The following is a 16,482-nucleotide window of genomic DNA, read 5'->3' as shown; positions in this document are numbered from 1 at the left end:
CCCCTGAAGCCAGCCTGGCCGTGTCTGGCCGGCAGGCAAGGGTCAGGCGGCGGCGGGCAGGCATGACAGCAGCTCCTCCAGAGGAGAGCGTTCGGCGACGAGCCGCCTGACGCTGTGGTGCACACCGAGGCGAATACCGAGGCGGCAATAGAAGCTGCCGTTCAGCTGAACGGTTCGCAGCAGCGTGGTCCTCATCGCCTGATACAGGGCGGCGTTCGGCGCCGGTGGGTCGTGCCAGAAGCCTGCGGGGACCCGTGGCCGGCCTGTCGCCAGCCCGGGCATGGTGTAAATGGCTTCTCCCAGGGTCAGCAACGGACGGCCGTGCTCCAGGGCCACGAAACCGGAAGTGCTGTTGACGGTGATGGCACCAGCGGCGCCCGGCAGGAGGTGATTGAGGTCACCACCTTCGATGAACAGCACCCGCCTTTCGATACCGAACTCCCGAGCCAGTCGGCGAGCGTGGCGGTGGTGGGCGCTGAGTCCAGGGTCGAGGGGGTGGTTCTTGATCAACAGGCGTGTCCGGGCCGGTGCGTCACGAGCAAAGGACGCCATGGTCTCTTCGAGTACCCGGGCCATGTCGGGAAAGGGCGAGTGGCAGCGGATCTGGGCGTCGCTGTCCAGTTGCAGCATCAATACGAAGAAGGGCGCGGACGTCGAAAAAAAGTCATTGATGCGGTTAGCTTCAAGGCCAGCCAGCAGACGCTTGCGCGTCAGTCGCTGCACATAGCCGGTGTACTCCCGCGGAGCGCTGACCGGGGCGTGGTTGCGATAGCCCGGGAACAGTAGAGGGTTAAGGACGCCTGCCAGATGGTAGATCACGTCGTGGGTGGCACGGGTCAAGAAGGGACTGATACAGGGAACGGGAGGCTCTGCCGGCCCGAGACAATGGGCGGCCTCGAAGAACCAGGCCGGGTCCCTGGGAAGACGGGAACATCCGTTGACACCCTGGGGCTCCAGGGTGATCCAGTGGGGCCGCAGGTAGCCTTCCTCGAATACCTGGACCCGCAGCCGTTGACGCTCTGCGGCCTGAACAGCGAGCCGATGCAGAGGGCGCTGGTCGCCGAAGACCACCAGGTCGGAGATACCCCGTTGACCGAGAAAATCACCGATCAGCTCGCCAAAGCTGGCGGCGTCGCCACGGTAGCGCTGCCCACCGAGGCGCCAACGATAGAGCAGATCTCCACCACACAGGTCGAGCACGTGGACACCGTGTCCCTGGTCAGCAAGCGTGCGAGCCAGCACCGTGAAGAAGGGTGAACACGGCCCCTGGAGCAGCAGAAACTGACGCGCCTTGAACGGGGCCATGTTCAGGCCTCGAACCTATGCGCAAGGGGTACCGCGCGTCGACTCAGTAGAAGGGACGAAGAAGCCATCATGCAGACGAGTGTGTTCCTGTGGCAGTAGAAAGCGTGAGGTGGTGGTCGCTCGCAAGACCCGTTCAAGATCATTCACGAGGTATTAGTTGAATGGGTCTTACAAATGCTACGAGGAACATACCACGCACCCCGCCGAGCCTGGATGACGAACTTCGCTGCGCCGAGCCGGGAAAATGGAAAACTTGCCCACAGCTATTGCTGGCGGCATGCAGCGGCATAGCGCCACGGTTCATGGGGGGAGCGGCGGCTTGTCAATAGCCTATCCACAACGGGTGGAGAACTTTTCCACCGAGTTGTTCACAGCCCTGCCAGGGCCGGCTGCAAGAAAGGGGGACCGAGCGTAGATCAGCGAGCGAAGATCAGCGGCCGGACATCTGCCGGTGCCAGCGGTGGTTGGCTTCGATGCTCGCTCAATGGACTTCCGCTGGCTGCGGTCAGCAGGATCTGCAGGGGGTCGCCATGGCCGACCAGCAGGATGGTGGCGTCGTCGAAGCGCTGTTCCAGCGAGATGATCAGGTCGATGAGTCGGCGGGAGACGTCGCCGACGCTTTCGACGCCGTGGGTGCGGTGTTCGGCATTCTCGCTATCCATTGCCCAGACGTCCGCGTAGGCCGGGTCCGGACCCTGGTCGTAGTCACCGAAAAAGCGTTCTCGCAGGCGCGGTTCAGGGTGTGGGGTGACGTTGAAGTGTTGCCCGGCCAGCGCTGCGGTTTCGGTGGTGCGCAGAAAGTCCGAATGGAAGACCTGATCAGGCGCGGCCAGGTGCCAGCCGGCCAGTCGTTCGTGCAGCTGTTCCTGTCCCTTGGGGGAAAGACCGTAGCCCTCGAGTCCCTGCTCGGGGGAGGAAACGATCAGGCCCATGGCGTTGGCCTGGCTGTGGCCGTGGCGCATCAGCAGGTAGTGATTGCCGCAGCGTGGAAAGTCGTTGGCCTCAACGTTTGACATAAAAGTGTCACCTCCTAGATTGAACTCAACGATGTTTGTTTTCGAACATCGCTGCATCGCTGGCGCTCGTCTTCGCACTTGGCAGAGCCTTCAGCTCATGTGGTAGAGCCTTCAGCGTAACGCGGGAAGCCTTCAGCCCATCTGGAAGAGCCTTCCCCAGGTCGCCAGTAGTCGACCGCCAGGCTGTCCGCTGCCGCCGGGACCCGCGATGTCGGTTCGACAGACCGGGGTCGATTCCCACCCTATAACAAGACTCAGCATAGGTGAGCCACGCCATGACACAACGCTCAAGCCGGGGACGCCAGGTCCTCAACGCAAGTCTCCTGCTCACTTTCGGCGCTGTTGCATCCGTCGCTGTCGCGCAGGATTGCCCCCGAGGTGATCTGGATGCGCTCTACTGCGACCGCAATGGCGATCTGGTGGCCGACCCGCCCGCCAACCAGGACGAACTGGTCGACCCCGACACCCTCATCTTCGCCTACACCCCGGTGGAAGACCCCGCCATCTATGCCGATATCTGGGAGCCCTTCATCGATCACCTCCGGGAGGTGACGGGCAAGGACGTTCGTTTCTTCGCGGTCCAGTCGAACTCGGCCCAGGTCGAGGCCATGCGCAGCGGGCGTTTGCATATTGCAGGTTTTTCCACCGGACCCACGCCCTTCGCCGTCAACCTGGCCGGCGCCGTTCCCTTTGCCTTGATGGGCTCCGACGACGGACGCTTTGGCTATACCCTGCAGGTCTACACCCAGGCCGATTCGGATATCCAGTCGCTGTCCGACCTGGCCGGCAAGCGGGTCGCCCACACCTCACCCACCTCGAACTCGGGCAATCAGGCGCCGCGTGCGCTGTTTCCCGAGGAAGGCGTGGTGCCGGACGAGGACTACGAGGTGGTGTATTCCGGCAGTCACGACCAGTCGATGCTGGGCGTGGTAGCGGGTGACTACGACGCTGCACCGGTGGCGTCCGAGGTAGTGGAGCGCATGGCCGCACGGGGGCTGTATGACGAAGGCAGCGTGCGCATGATCTTCGAGTCCCAGCCCTTCCCCACCACCTCATATACCCACGCCCATGACCTGGCGCCGGATCTGGTCGAGCGCATCGAGGAAGCCTTCTTCAGCTTCGATTTCGCCGGTACCGCGCTGGGTGAGGAATTCGAAGGCGTCGAGAAGTTCATCCCGATCACCTACCAGGACCAGTGGGAGGTCATTCGCACCATCCAGGCCTCGAACGGCGTCAGCTACACCGCCGACAATCTGGAGTGATGACAGGGTATCCCAGGGACAGGAGGGCCGGCGCACGGCGCTCGGCCTTCCCGGGGAACGAGGATGTGCAATGCTCGAGATTAGCCAGCTGGTCAAGCGCTATGGCCACGATGACCCCGTGCTCAAGGGGCTGGATCTGCGCGTGGAAGGCAACTCCGTGGTGTCCATCGTGGGGGCGTCCGGGGCGGGCAAGAGCACCTTGCTCCGCTGCATCAATCGGCTGATCGAACCCACCTCGGGGTCGATCAGGCTCAACGGCCAGGAGTTGTCCAGCCTCAAGGGCGCACCACTGCGCCAGGCCAGGCGGCGCATCGGCATGGTCTTCCAGGGCTTCAACCTGATCGACCGCTTGACGGTGATGGAGAACGTGCTGGCCGGTCGGCTTGGCTACGTCGGCTTCCTTCAGGCATGGCGGCGGCGCTTCCCGCCGGAGGATATCGAACGCGCCTTCCACCTGATGGAGCGAGTGGGCATCGCCCAGTACGCCAACAAGCGCGCGGACGAACTGTCCGGCGGCGAACGTCAGCGCGTCGGGGTCGTCCGAGCCTTGATGCAGGAGCCGGACATTCTGCTGGCCGACGAGCCGACCGCCTCGCTGGACCCCGTCACCAGCGAGCAGATCATGAAGCTGATGAGAGCCCTGGCCAGCGAGCTGTCATTGCCGGTGCTGATCAACATTCACAATGTGGCCCAGGCCAGGGCCTACACCGAGCGTATCGTCGGCTTGCGCCACGGTCGCATGATCTTCGATGGCACGCCGGAGCGCTTTGATGCCGCAGCGCTGGAGGAGATCTACGGTGGCATCGAGGCCCCGGACGAGACCTCCGTATCGACTGTCGCGGAAGGGGAACGCTGATGGTCAACGACAAGGCTCGGACCTGGCGCAAGCCGCCCTTTATCGCCAGTCCTGTGGTACGCCTGCTGCTGGCGCTGGGCGTGCTGGGTTACCTGGGCTGGGCGCTGGCCACCCTGCCGTTCGACTGGGAGCGGATCAGCGATGGGCTGCCGCGGGCCGCGCGCATCTTCGGCGGCGGCTTTCCGCCCAGCTTCGAGCGCTTCGAACTGCTGCTGACCGGCTTCAAGGAAAGCTTCCAGATTGCCCTGCTGGCGACTCTGCTGGGGGTGGCGCTGTCGATCCCCTTTGCGGTGATGGCGGCGCGCAATATCGCACCGCGTCCGGTCTATCTGTTGGGGCGAGCGGTGATCATCGTGTCGCGCAGTTTTCACCCGGTCATCGTGGCGATCCTGTTCGTCAAGGCGGTGGGGTTCGGACCCCTGGCCGGGATCCTGACCCTGACGCTTTATTCCATCGGCTTTGTCGGAAAACTGCTGGCCGAAGAGATCGAGGAGATCGACTGGGGGCAGGTGGAGGCCATGCGGTCGGTCGGTGCAGGGTTCATGTCCACGTTGCTGTACGCCGTCTTCCCCCAGATCCTGCCACGCCAGCTGGGGCTTTCCATGTATCAGCTGGACAGCAATCTGCGCGCCTCGGCGGTGGTCGGTATCGTCGGCGCCGGTGGTATCGGAGGCACCCTGATGAACGCCTTCGGGCGCTACGACTATGACTTTGCCTTCGCGATCCTGCTGGTGATCATCGCGGTGATTCTGGTCAGTGAGGGCATCAGTGGCTGGGTCAGGAGACGACTATGGTAGCGACGCCGACAGAACAACGGGTATGGCAGCGCTACAGCCGACGGGAGCGCTGGACGCGCTTCGTGCTGCTGTTGCTGGTCGTGGCGGTGTTGAGCTGGGCGGCCAGGGATGTCGATATCTTCTGGCCCTGGGTGTGGGATGCGCCTGCCCAGATCTACAGCCTGGCCGACCGCATGTGGCCACCTGACCCGCGGCGCCTCGGCGAGATTGTCGAGGCATTGGTCGAGACCGTCCATATCGCCACCCTGGCCACGTTCTCGACGATCTTTGTGGCCCTGCCCGTCGCCTACCTGGCGGCCCAGAACACCACGCCCAATCGTGCCTGCCTGTGGTTTGCCCGTTTCGTGCTGGTGGCCAGTCGTTCGGTCAATACCATCATCTGGGCGCTGCTGTTCGTGGCGATCTTCGGCCCCGGCGTGCTGGCGGGCATCCTCGCGATCATGTGTCGCTCCATCGGTTTCGTCGGCAAGCTGATGGGCGAGGCCATCGAGGAAATCGACCGACGGCCGGTCGAAGCGATGGAAGCGGTGGGTGCCAGTCGCCCCAAGGTCATCCTCTACGCGGTGGTGCCTCAGGTCGTTCCGGCCTTCTTTGCCGTGATCATCCTGCGCTGGGACATCAATATTCGCGAGTCCACCGTGCTGGGGCTGGTCGGGGCCGGCGGTATCGGCGTCATCCTCCAGGGGGCCATCGACACCTTTGCCTGGCCGACGGTGGCCACCATTCTCTGTGGCATCGTCATTCTGGTGTTGCTGGGGGAGGTGTTGACCGGATGGTTGAGAAGCCGAGTGCTTTAGGCTCGTACGACGTAAGACTGTACTAATTTGTGCGAAAGCCGGCATGAGCCATTGATGCTGGCGACTTAGCACTAACTTTTTGTTTTCTGGGGCAGTCGTCTTGGAGCTGTCGCCGTTTTCTGGTGCTGGATGATGTCTGGTCCTGGGGGAAACGGCACAGAATGCCGGGGCGAGGCGGCGGGGTGCCCCGAAGTTAAGCTATCCTCGATACCATTGATTACCTTATTCAGTGGATCGTCGCCCGGCCTATGAAGATGGATGCCCGCAGAGCCTTTCAAAGCCTAGCCGACAGCCTGTCGCGGGATATCGGTGATGACTTCTTCATGCACCTGGTCGATCGGCTGGCGGTAATCCTCAGTGCCGACGCCATGATGATAGCGACCCCTGTCGCGGACGGCTCACGCCTGCGGTCCATGGTGCTGATGGCAGATGGCAAGCATCAGCCAGACGTCGAGTACGAGACTGCCGGCACCCCCTGTCGCGATGCCCTGGACGGCGGAGCCTGCATCTATCCGGAGAACGTCTGCAGTGCCTTTCCGGACGACGTCCTGCTGCGAGATTTTGGTGCAGAAGCCTATGCCGGAGTGGCGATGCGAGGGCCCGAAGGTGAGTTGCATGGTGTTCTGGTTGCCTTGCACCGCCATCGACTGCACCAGCGTCGCCTGGTCGAGGAGGTGCTGAGAATTGCCGCGGCGCGCTGCGGGGCCGAACTGTCCAATCGGCGCACCGAGCAGGCGCTGGAGAAGACCGCCGCTCAGCTGGACACGACCAACCGACAGCTCAAGCGCGCCCACCGCGCCTTGACCCTGCTGCGACTGGTCAACCGTGCGGTGATTCGGCTCTCCGACGAAATGGCGATCTTCCAGGAGGCCTGTCGGCTGGCGGTGGAGCAAGGCGGCTACCGCTACGCCTGGGCGGGGCTGGCCCAGGACGACCCCGAGCGCAGCATCTTGCCGCTGGTCAGCGCCGGTGGCGCCGATGAATTGTTGCGTCACGCGCGTTTCAGCTGGGATGTGACCACGCCTGAGGGCCAGGGTCCCAGCGGGCAAGCGGTGCATGAAGGCAAGGAGCAACGGGTAGCCGACTATACGACAGGTACGGTAGCGCCTCCGCCCTGGGCCGAGCGATTCGGGGTCGTGGCGGAGGTGGCCTTGCCGCTGAGTCTGGGAAGCGAGCGACGGGGCGTGCTGGTGCTGTTGATGGATCAACCCTACCACGCTGGCGCCGACGAACTGGCGCTGCTGAGGGAGCTTGCGGACAACCTGTCGTTTGGCTTGCAGGCCATGCGCGCTCACCAGCATCAACAGAACACCCAGCAGGCGGTGCTGGACATGGCCGAACTGGTGACGGCGCGCAGCGACGACGCCTTCTTTACCCTGCTGGTGCGACGTCTGACCGACGCCCTCGGCGCGGACGCCGTGTTCGTTTCACGCGTCGAGGAAAGCGTCCCGTTGCAGGCGACGCTGATCGCCGGCCTGGTATCGGGCCAGCCGGTGGAGCCCTTTCACTACAGTTTCGAAGGGCTGCCTTGCGAGAGGTCCTTTCGCGACAGCGAGCATGTGATTGCTCGAGGCATGAGCCAACGCTATCCCCGCGCCGAGGAGATGGTCGGCTTCGCCGTGGAAGCCTATGTCGGCCGACGCCTGGAAGACGCCAACGGCGACGCCATCGGTATCCTGTTTGCGCTGTATCGTCAGCCGCTGCATGATCCTGAACCCATCTGTCATCTGTTGCGGATCTTTGCCGCAGGCGCCTCGGCGGAGCTCGAACGGCGCCGCAGCGACGCCCATATACGGCATCTGGCCTTCTTCGATCCCGGGACCGGTCTACCCAACCGGGTCCACTTCATGGAGCGTCTGCAGGCGGCCATTGTCCGGGCTCGCACCGAGCAATATCGGGTGGCACTGATGTTCCTCGACCTCAACCGCTTCAAGGAGATTAACGACGGTCAGGGCCACGACGTCGGTGATCAAGTGCTCAAGGAGGTGGCCGCTCGCTTCAGCGGTTGCCTTGGCAGGCTCGAAAGCCTGGCGCGGATGGGGGGCGATGAGTTCGTCGTCATGGTGGAGCAGACCGACGAGATCGGAGCCGCCCAGGTCGTGGGGCGTCTGCTCAGCGCCTTGAATGATCCAGTGGTGCATGAGGGGCATCGATTCAACGTCGACGTCAGCATCGGCGTCGCCTTCTTCCCCGACGATGGCGATAGTTCCCGGGAACTGCTCAAGCACACCGACATCGCCATGTACCATGCCAAGGAAAGCCGCAGCGGCTATCGCTTCTACGCACCTGAGATGGGACGTGATCTGCGGCGCCGACTGGTGCTTGCTTCTCGTCTGGGTGAGGCGCTGGACACGAAACGTCTCGAGCTCCGCTTTCAACCTTGCGTCGACCTCAAGAGCGGGGACCTGATCGGCGCCGAGGTTCTGTGTCGTTGGCACGACGCCGAACTGGGATGGATAAGCCCGATGGAATTCGTCGCCGTGGCCGAGGAACAGGGGATGATCGAGGCCCTCGGCAGTTGGGTCATGGAGCAGACCTGTCGCCAGCTGAAGCAGTGGCAGCAGGCATCGCTGGACCGGCTACCCGAGCGACTCTACGTCAATCTGGCGGCGGCCCAGTTCGAGGATCCCGAGCTGGCAATCAAGCTTTGCGAGATCGCCGCCCGGGCTGGCGTTTCCCCCTCGCTGCTGGGGCTGGAAATCACCGAAAGCGGCTTCATGAAGGATCCCGAGCAGGCGATACGCATCACCGACACCCTGCGCCAGCAGGGATTCGCCCTGGCCATCGACGATTTCGGGACCGGCTATTCCTCGCTGGCCTATCTCAAGCGCTTTTCCGTCCAGGCGGTCAAGATCGATATGTCCTTCGTCAGCGACATGCTGACCGACAGCAACGATCACGCCATCGTCGCCACCATCATCGCCATGGCCGATCGTCTGGGGCTGACGGTGGTGGCGGAGGGCATCGAGACGCCGGCGCAGTTCGAGGCACTGCGTGCCCTGGGCTGCGATCTTGGCCAGGGCTATCTGCTGTCACGGCCATTGAGCGGTGATGACTTCGCGCGGCGCTGGTTGAGCCGCGATGGGCAGCAGCACCACGGCTTGGAAGGCGCCTTGCAGGCGATGGATCGTCCGGCCTGAGCGGCGAACGTGTGACATTGCGGCGGGAGATGTTGGCGGATCAGGAAGCCCTGCACAGGGTCTGCATCCGCTGCCATGCCGTAAAGGCGCCATTCAGTGAAAAGCTCATGAACCAGTAGTCGCTGGCATCGGTCGTCATGCGCAGGCGCAGATGCAGCTGCTCCCCGGTGGCGAGACGCGAGGCCAGCAGGTCCATGTCGATGCCATTCACACGCACGTAGAGGCCGTCGTCACCGCGCTGGGTGGACAGCACCGCCGTGCCGGTCTGGGCACGTTGCTCGTCCACCAGTAGATCGATGGGAACGCGATTGACCACTTCGCTCACGGCCTGACGCTGGCCAAGGTCACTTCTGACCTCGATCCAGGGCGTGCGGCAATGCCCTGGCGTGGCGTTGACGCTGAGCATGGCGTCGCTGTAGCTCGTCCTTTGGACCGCTCGCACATGGGACTCGTCGCCGAGGGTCGCGATCAAGGTCTGCCAGTCCTGGTGGGTCTGGTGGGCCGAGGTGTCGAAATCCACCGCCATGGCTTGGCTGCTGATACCTGTCAGGCCGAGTACGGAGACCAGTGCGGCGGCGACACTCAGGCGAAGAAGGCGGGCGCGGCGAGGTGAAAACAATGGCGGAATCGGCATGCTGGCTCCTGACGACCGAGAGAACTCAGAGGTCAGGAGGCTAGCATTCTCGGAGTACGCTGTCGTGGCGTTACCCTGTCTTGCCTTGGCCCGTCAGGCGGGTTCGGCTTCGGGCTCGAGCTCGATCAGCTTGAGGGTGTGCAGGCGCTGGCGGCACTCGGGGGTCATCAGGTCATCCAGGGTGTAGCGATCCAGGACCTCCAGAAATGCCGTCAACCCTTCGTTGGCGATCTGCTTGAAGCGGCAGATGGGCGCGATGTAGCAGGCGCTGTCGTCCCCTTCGCACTCCACCAGGGCGAGGCTATGTTCGGTATCCCTGACCAGGGCGCCGAGGTGAATGCTGCCCGGCGCCTGCTTGAGCGACAGTCCCCCGTGCTTGCCACGGACGGCGGAGACATAGCCAAGACGACTGAGCTCCTGAACCACCTTCATCAGATGGTTGCGTGAGACCTCGAAGCGCGAGGCGATCTCGGCGATCGTGGTGCGTTCGTTGCCGGATTCGGCAAGGTACATCAGAACGCGCAATGAGTAGTCGGTAAATCGTGTCAGATGCATTGGTCGTGCCCCGGCGCCCCTTGGGCGACTTGGTAAAGAGAAGGGAGGCTTTCGCTCATGCTTTCGACTCTAGCAAGGGACGAGAAATCTCACGCAGGCTTGGCGCATTAAAGCGTAGCGATGTGCGATTATTCCTACGCCAGATGACCTATATCAATGAGATAACATGCGCGGTTTAACTCCTTGTCATGGATGTTCCATCCATCTTATTGTCTCTTGAATGTAGCATGGTAAATCCATAAATTTAGCAATTTTTTTGGTCGGCTTTTGTCGCTGCATATTTGCGGGATTTTCTATACCTATTCAAGGGTGGTTTGCTCGGCTCATATGGGTTAACTGGTCGATTTCTAGCTCATCAAAGCGCTCGATGATGCCGCCATTTCCGCGCTGAAAAGCCTCCGCATCGCTTCTTGTGGCAAAGGTCGCCAGCGGATGTCCCATGCCGCCGGGCCGCGAATGACCAGATACGTACCAGGCCTCCTGTGCACTGATAAAGGCATCGTTTCCGGGGTGGTCCCAGTCGGTGCGAGCCATGTCATGAACCCAGGCATGGGCAAGGCGTTCGACGTTTTCGGGTTGAAGAAGAAATACCAGCATTTCCGCCGCCGAGCAGAACTTGGTGACCTCGCTGTCACCATCGAGTGCGAGTTCTCCCTTGGGGCCTGGCATGGCCTCGATCAACATCCCGCATACATGGCAGATGTCGTCATCACCGATGGGGGCGGGTCCGATAGTCGTGTCAGAGGTGCCGTCGTTGCAGCCGATCAACAACAGCATCAGGCCACCGATGGCAAAGCGTTGCAGTATAGAAGGAAGGGACATGGGAGTTCTCCAGGCGAGCGTCCTGGCGGACGGAGTGGGGGGATAGCTGGCAGCAGAAACCAGCAGCAATAGCCCGCAGTAATGGATGGCAAGCTGCGTCGGCATTCGGCTGAACTGGACGTGCGGGTTACAGCGCTCGGTGTTCGAATCGCCTGATCGCCAGACCCAGAGGTAGCAGCACCCAGACGACCTGCAGCAGCGCCAGCAGCAAGGGCGACCTGGGGGTGGCGCTGGCCAGGGCGGTGATCGCGGAGGCCTGATGAGGCTCGACCGCAGAGAGCACCAGCAGTCGGAAGCACTCGGCCGGGTTGGCCAGCATCAGCCAGGGCAGCCAGGCCCCTCCCTGGCGCACGCCTACCAGCAGGGCGAGCAGCGCCAGGTCCAGTACCAGCACGAACACGAACCAGGTGATCAGGGCCTGGCTGGCAGCAGCCTGCTTGCTGCCGGCACGGGCGCTGATCCAGTAGGCCAGGGCCAGAAACGACCAGCCAAGCAGCACGCTGGAGACGATCAGGGTAGTGAGCCCTGCGGCTACCTCGGCCAGCGCGGTTTCAGGTGTGGCGAAAGCGATGACCACGCCAGCGACTGCAAAGCCGCACAGGGTGGCCAGGCCCAGCACCCAGGCGTGCCCCATGAACTTGCCGAGCAGCCAGGTCCGGCGTGACATGGGGTAGGTGGCGAGCAGCAGCAGGGTGCCGCCCTCGTCTTCGCCGACGATGGCGTCGTAGGCCAGCATCAGGGCGATCAGCGGGATCAGCAGCATGGACAGCGTCGACAGGCTGATCAGGGTGGTGGACAGGCCGGTAAAGCCGGTACCACCACTGGCGGCAGCACCGAAGGCGGCGATACCCAGCGCCAGTACCCCCAGCAGCACGGCGATCCCGAGCACCCAGCGGTGGCGCAGGCCGTCACGGAATTCCTTGTGGGCGATGGTCAGTAGAAGGCGCATCAGGGCGTGTCCTCGGCGGATGGTGAGACGGTGGTGTGGTCGGTCTCGTCGATCACCTGGTAGCGGTCGCTGGCGTCGCTCTCGCTGCTCCCTTCACTGCCATTGCCTGGATCGCGGCTGCTGGGGGCCTGGACACGTCGGTACAGTGCCTCGAGGCTGGGGGGGCGAATTTCCAGGTCCTTGAGCCCCTGAAAGGCAGTGCACAGCCTCAAGGCGTTCATGCGGTGCTCCGGGGCCACTTCCAGTCGCAGTCGACCACCGTCCGCCAACGAAGAGCGGGCGGGGATGCCCTCGCGAATCAGCCTTAGTGCCAGATCCTGGGGAGCACCACGCATCTCGATCACGTAGGGCAGCGCAAAGCGTTCGCGCAGGCTCGCCAGGTCGCCCAGCGCCAGGCACTTGCCCTCGCCGAGGATCAGCGCACGATCGATCACCGGCTCGACCCCCGGCAACAGGTGGGAAGACAGCACCACCGTCACGCCACGCGCCTTCAGCATTCCGATGGTGGCGTAGACCGCCTCGGTGGCGGCGGGGTCGAGCCCGCTGGTGGGCTCGTCGAGCAGCAGCAGCCGAGGCTCGCCAAGCAACGCCTGGGCCAGCCCCAGGCGCTGGCGCATGCCCTTGGACCAGGTCGCCAGGCGTCGGTCGGCGGCCTCACCAAGCCCCACCTGCACCAGCAGCTCGTCCACCTCTGCCGTGGGCCGACCCTTGAGTCGGGCCAGATAGGTGAGGGTCTCTCGCCCGCTCAGGTTGGGGTAGAAGCGGACATTTTCGGGCAGGTAGCCCAGGTGCTGGCGAAAGGCACGGTCGCCGGCTCGGTCCGGCCGTTGCCCAAGCACGCTGAGACTTCCCTGGGTGGGCGACAGCAGTCCCAGCATCAGTTTCATGCTGGTGGTCTTGCCGGCGCCGTTGTGGCCGAGCAGGCCGAGCACCTCGCCCCTGTTCACCTCGAGGCTGAGGTGCGACAGGCGGGTCACGCCGCCGTGTTCCAGGCTGACGTCGTCAAAGGCGATAGCGCAGGTCGTGGCGCGGGTCATGGATAGAATGTCCGTGTGGCGGAACGAGGTCTCGAAGGCGTCATCAGGGGGGCGCTGTCGCTGACGCCGGCGGGGCGAAATACCGGGAAGGCGCGCTGTACCCAACGCAGCGCCAGCACCGCCGGGCTCGCCATCAGCACCTTGGCCTCCGGGTGTCGCCACAGCAGCTGGTCCATGGCGTCATTGGGCTGGTAGCGGGTGTCGCCGATGCCGTCCTCGTCCAGGTCCCAGCCCAGGTAGTCGCTCCAGTAGTTGCCGCGACCGTGCTCGGACCACTCCTGCTGTCGAGTGGCCACGTACTTCACCTGGCGGCGATTGTGGATCAGGGCGTTGCCGCTGATGCGGTTGTCCTCGGAGCCTGCGGTCAGGTGAAGCCCGATGTCGCTGTCCTCGAGGCGGTTGCCGCGAATCTCGTTGAACTGGGCGTTGTAGACGAAGATGGCCTTGCCATCGCCACCGCTGACCAGGCCCCGGTCATGGGCGTCGCGTGCCTGACGCACGCCGATGATGTCGTTGTCGATGATCCGGCTATCGGTGATGTTGTTCATCAGGATGCCGTAGTTGCGATCCTCGATGGAGCGATTGGCCCTCACCGTCAGCCCACGGGACTGCATCAGGGCGTAGCCGGTGCGGGTGTGACGGGTCAGGTTGTTGGTCACGCTGTTGTCGTGGGCGTACATGTAGTGGACACCGTAGCGAAGGTCTTCGAGCAGATTGCCGTCGATCACGCTGTCGCTGCTGGTGTCGATATAGACGCCGTCGCGCACCTGGCGGATATCGTTGCCGGAGACCAGCGCCCGACGCGCATTAAATAGCTGCACACCGTTGCCGCGGTCCTGGGAGCGTACCCGGGTATCGCCGCGAATCTGATTGTCGAGGACCCGGGCGTCATCGACGCCATCGAGCCAGATGCCGAAGCCAGGGCCGGACAGCCGGCAGCGCTCGATGCTGGCGCCATGGGCGGTCCTTTCCACGTGAACGCCCGCATCCATGGCGGTCAGGTCCGCGCCCCAGTGCTGAAGGGTCAGCCCGGACAGGGAAATGCCAGGTGAGCGCAAGGTCAGCAGGGTCCCGCTGCCGCCGCCATCGATCACCACACCGGCACCGTCGGCGACCAGGCTAAGCGGTTTGTCGATGATCACCGGGCCTGTCGCGTAGTGGCCCGGTGCGAGCCGCAGGATATCGTTGGGCTCGGCCTGCTCGACCCAGCGCTTGAGCGGTGTGCCCGCGGTCACCTTCAGCTCAGCGCCCAGCGTCTCGCTGGGACTCAGTATCGCCAGTAGCGCCAACCCTGCGGTCAGGGCCAGCGCCATCGGTGTTGCTCGGCCGGATGCCGAGCCACCTGCAGGAAAGGAGAGAGCTATAAACATGGTGATGTCGCCTGGGCCGGGCCGAGCGCCATCGGCGCCCGGCCCGGCCGCTCCTCAGGCCTTCTCCACCAGCATGCGACCGAACATTTCCATATGCATCGCGTGGCAGAACCAGTTGCAGTAGTACCAGTGCACCCCGGCGCGTTCGGCGGTGAAGGTGACGCTGGACGTCTGCTGCGGACCGATCTCCATGGACACGCCATGGTTGACCATGCAGAAGCCGTGGGTCAGGTCTTCGACGGTGTCCAGGTTGGTGATCACCACCGTGACCTCGTCACCCTGCTTCACCTTGAATTCGGTGATGCCGTACTGGGGCGCGACCGAGGTCATGTAGACGCGCACCTTGTTGCCGTCGCGGATGACCTTGTTGTCGCTCTCCAGGGTGATGCCGTCGGCCTCGGCCATGGCGCGGGTGGGTGCGAAGAACGGATCCTGGCGATCCCACACCTGGATCGGGTTGAGCTGGTCGGCGCGCATCATGATGGCGTCATGGGGCTCGGCGTAGGTCGGGCCGTCGTGGACCAGTTTCATGGTGTCGCCGGAGATGTCGATCAGCTGATCGTTTTCCGGGTGCAGCGGTCCCACCGGCAGGAAGCGGTCCTTGGAGAACTTGCACAGCACCACCAGCCACTTGCCGTCGGCATCGCGGGTCTCGCACAGGCTGGCGTGGTTGTGGCCCGGCTGATAGTGCACGTCGAGCTTCTGGTGGATGTAGTTGACGTCCTCGCCGTTGTAGGCGCGGATCGCCTCCTCGATGTTCCACTTGGCCACCTGGCTGTCGATGAACAGGGTGGTGTAGGCGAAGCCGCGACCGTCGAAGGTGGTATGCAGCGGCCCCAGGCCCAGCTCCGGCTCGGCGACCACGCTGTCGCGGGGCTCGATCTCGTCGGCGAACAGCGCCGGCAGCTTGTCGATGGCGATGATCGACACCGTCGGCGACAGCTTGCCGTTGGCGATGAAGTACTTGCCGTCGGGTGAGGTATTCAGGCCGTGGGGATTCTTGGGCACCGGAATGTAGCGCGTCAGCGGTGAGCCCTTGCGTCCGTCCAGCACCGGCACCGGGGAGTCGCCCAGGGTCTCGAACTGGCCTTTCTCGACGGCGGCCTCGATGGCTTCGACGTCGTACACCACCACCCAGTCACGCTCGGCACGCATGCTGTCGGCCAGGGTCATGCCCTTCTCGGAGTTGTAGCAGGTCGAGGCAACGAAGCGGCCGGTGTAGTCGGCGTCGGTGTTGTCCAGGTTGCCATCGACGATCACCTGCCAGGCCACTTCCATGGTCTCGGCGTCGATGGCGTTGAACATGGTGTAGTAGTTCGCAGGATTCTCCAGATCGCGACCGTCGTTGACCTGGGGGATCGGGAACTCGGCGTTGGCGAAGACGTACTTGGTATAGGGCACCTTCTGCAGCCGCAGGCCGTGGATGGCCTGGACGTTGGGAATAGTGGTGACCTTGTCGGTCTTCATGATGTCGAGGCGGATCCGTGCCACCCGGGTATTGGCCTTGTCGTTGATGAACAGGTACTTGCCGTCATAACGACCGTCGGTGAGCGAGGCGTGGGGGTGGTGGGCGTCGCCGTTGTGGAAACGCGCGGACTCGCCGAGGATGTGCTTGGACTCGTTGGTGATGCCCCAGCCGGTGGCGCTCTCGGTGTTGAACACCGGAATGCGCATCAACTCGCGCATGGAGGGGATGCCCAGCACCCTCACTTCGCCGGAGTGGCCGCCGCTCCAGAAGCCGTAGTATTCGTCGAGTTCACCGGGGGCCACCATGGCGTCGCCTTCACTGGCGCGGGCGCTGCGGCTGCCGAGCAGGGCGCTGGTGCCAACACCGCCGACCACTCCGCTGGCAAGGCCGGCGCCGGCGACGCCGGTCACCGCACTGTTGCGTAGAAAGTGGCGTCGGGCCAGATTCTGGATACTGCGGGAATCGTCACTCACT

The 16,482-nt window shown here is 63.7% G+C and carries 14 protein-coding genes; 5 read left to right on the top strand and 9 right to left on the bottom strand.

Going from position 1 to position 16,482, the window contains the following annotated elements; all coding sequences use genetic code 11:
• Positions 1–42 precede the first annotated feature (42 nt).
• On the bottom strand, positions 43–1,305 hold the full coding sequence (locus NKF27_RS19585) for a capsule biosynthesis protein (protein ID WP_253554456.1): 1,263 nt from the start codon (positions 1,303–1,305) through the stop codon (positions 43–45).
• 416 nt (positions 1,306–1,721) lie between these two features.
• Positions 1,722–2,321, bottom strand: a complete 600-nt coding sequence (locus NKF27_RS19580; protein WP_253554453.1) for a histidine phosphatase family protein — start codon at positions 2,319–2,321, stop codon at positions 1,722–1,724.
• A gap of 275 nt (positions 2,322–2,596) precedes the next feature.
• Here NKF27_RS19580 and phnD point away from each other — a divergent pair, with 275 nt between their 5' ends.
• The 5 genes from phnD (at position 2,597) to NKF27_RS19555 (ending at position 9,173) form a co-directional block, all read left to right on the top strand.
• Positions 2,597–3,583 carry a phosphate/phosphite/phosphonate ABC transporter substrate-binding protein gene (phnD, locus tag NKF27_RS19575; RefSeq protein WP_253554450.1) on the top strand — a complete coding sequence of 329 codons (987 nt, stop codon included), beginning with the start codon at positions 2,597–2,599 and terminating at the stop codon, positions 3,581–3,583.
• Between the two features lie 70 nt (positions 3,584–3,653).
• Positions 3,654–4,439 (top strand): phosphonate ABC transporter ATP-binding protein, encoded by a 786-nt coding sequence (gene phnC / locus NKF27_RS19570; protein WP_253554447.1) that lies wholly within the window; start codon positions 3,654–3,656, stop codon positions 4,437–4,439.
• Positions 4,439–5,236 carry a phosphonate ABC transporter, permease protein PhnE gene (gene phnE, locus NKF27_RS19565; protein ID WP_253554445.1) on the top strand — a complete coding sequence of 266 codons (798 nt, stop codon included), beginning with the start codon at positions 4,439–4,441 and terminating at the stop codon, positions 5,234–5,236. The genes phnC and phnE (NKF27_RS19565) overlap by 1 nt, the downstream gene beginning before the upstream one ends.
• Positions 5,230–6,033 carry a phosphonate ABC transporter, permease protein PhnE gene (phnE, locus tag NKF27_RS19560; protein ID WP_045994838.1) on the top strand — a complete coding sequence of 268 codons (804 nt, stop codon included), beginning with the start codon at positions 5,230–5,232 and terminating at the stop codon, positions 6,031–6,033. Before phnE (NKF27_RS19565) ends, phnE (NKF27_RS19560) begins: the two co-directional genes overlap by 7 nt.
• Before the next feature lie 254 nt (positions 6,034–6,287).
• The gene (locus tag NKF27_RS19555) at positions 6,288–9,173 is read left to right on the top strand and encodes an EAL domain-containing protein (RefSeq protein ID WP_253554443.1); all 2,886 of its coding nucleotides are present in this window, start codon (positions 6,288–6,290) and stop codon (positions 9,171–9,173) included.
• 40 nt (positions 9,174–9,213) lie between these two features.
• Here NKF27_RS19555 and NKF27_RS19550 read toward each other — a convergent pair whose 3' ends face one another.
• The 7 genes from NKF27_RS19550 to nosZ all read right to left on the bottom strand — a co-directional run bounded on the left by NKF27_RS19550 (position 9,214) and on the right by nosZ (position 16,481).
• Complete coding sequence (locus tag NKF27_RS19550) at positions 9,214–9,807, bottom strand: hypothetical protein (protein WP_253554441.1); 594 nt, start codon at positions 9,805–9,807, stop codon at positions 9,214–9,216.
• A 93-nt stretch (positions 9,808–9,900) separates the two neighbouring features.
• Positions 9,901–10,362: an Rrf2 family transcriptional regulator gene (locus NKF27_RS19545; protein ID WP_253554439.1), complete on the bottom strand. Its 462-nt coding sequence runs from the start codon at positions 10,360–10,362 to the stop codon at positions 9,901–9,903.
• A gap of 303 nt (positions 10,363–10,665) precedes the next feature.
• Complete coding sequence (locus NKF27_RS19540) at positions 10,666–11,184, bottom strand: nitrous oxide reductase accessory protein NosL (protein WP_253554437.1); 519 nt, start codon at positions 11,182–11,184, stop codon at positions 10,666–10,668.
• 127 nt (positions 11,185–11,311) lie between these two features.
• Entirely contained in the window at positions 11,312–12,133 is an 822-nt protein-coding gene (locus NKF27_RS19535; protein WP_253554434.1) for an ABC transporter permease, read from the bottom strand.
• Positions 12,133–13,170 carry an ABC transporter ATP-binding protein gene (locus NKF27_RS19530; protein ID WP_253554431.1) on the bottom strand — a complete coding sequence of 346 codons (1,038 nt, stop codon included), beginning with the start codon at positions 13,168–13,170 and terminating at the stop codon, positions 12,133–12,135. Before NKF27_RS19530 ends, NKF27_RS19535 begins: the two co-directional genes overlap by 1 nt.
• A complete protein-coding gene (locus NKF27_RS19525; protein ID WP_253554428.1) occupies positions 13,167–14,540 on the bottom strand; it encodes a nitrous oxide reductase family maturation protein NosD in 1,374 nt (457 codons plus the stop codon). The genes NKF27_RS19530 and NKF27_RS19525 overlap by 4 nt, the downstream gene beginning before the upstream one ends.
• 54 nt (positions 14,541–14,594) lie before the next feature.
• Entirely contained in the window at positions 14,595–16,481 is a 1,887-nt protein-coding gene (nosZ, locus tag NKF27_RS19520; RefSeq protein WP_253554425.1) for a TAT-dependent nitrous-oxide reductase, read from the bottom strand.
• Position 16,482 lies beyond the last annotated feature (1 nt).

Origin of the sequence: Halomonas sp. DN3 (assembly GCF_024137905.1) — a bacterium.
GTDB classification, from domain to species: domain Bacteria; phylum Pseudomonadota; class Gammaproteobacteria; order Pseudomonadales; family Halomonadaceae; genus Halomonas; species Halomonas litopenaei.
This window is presented reverse-complemented; position numbering and strand designations above follow the sequence as displayed.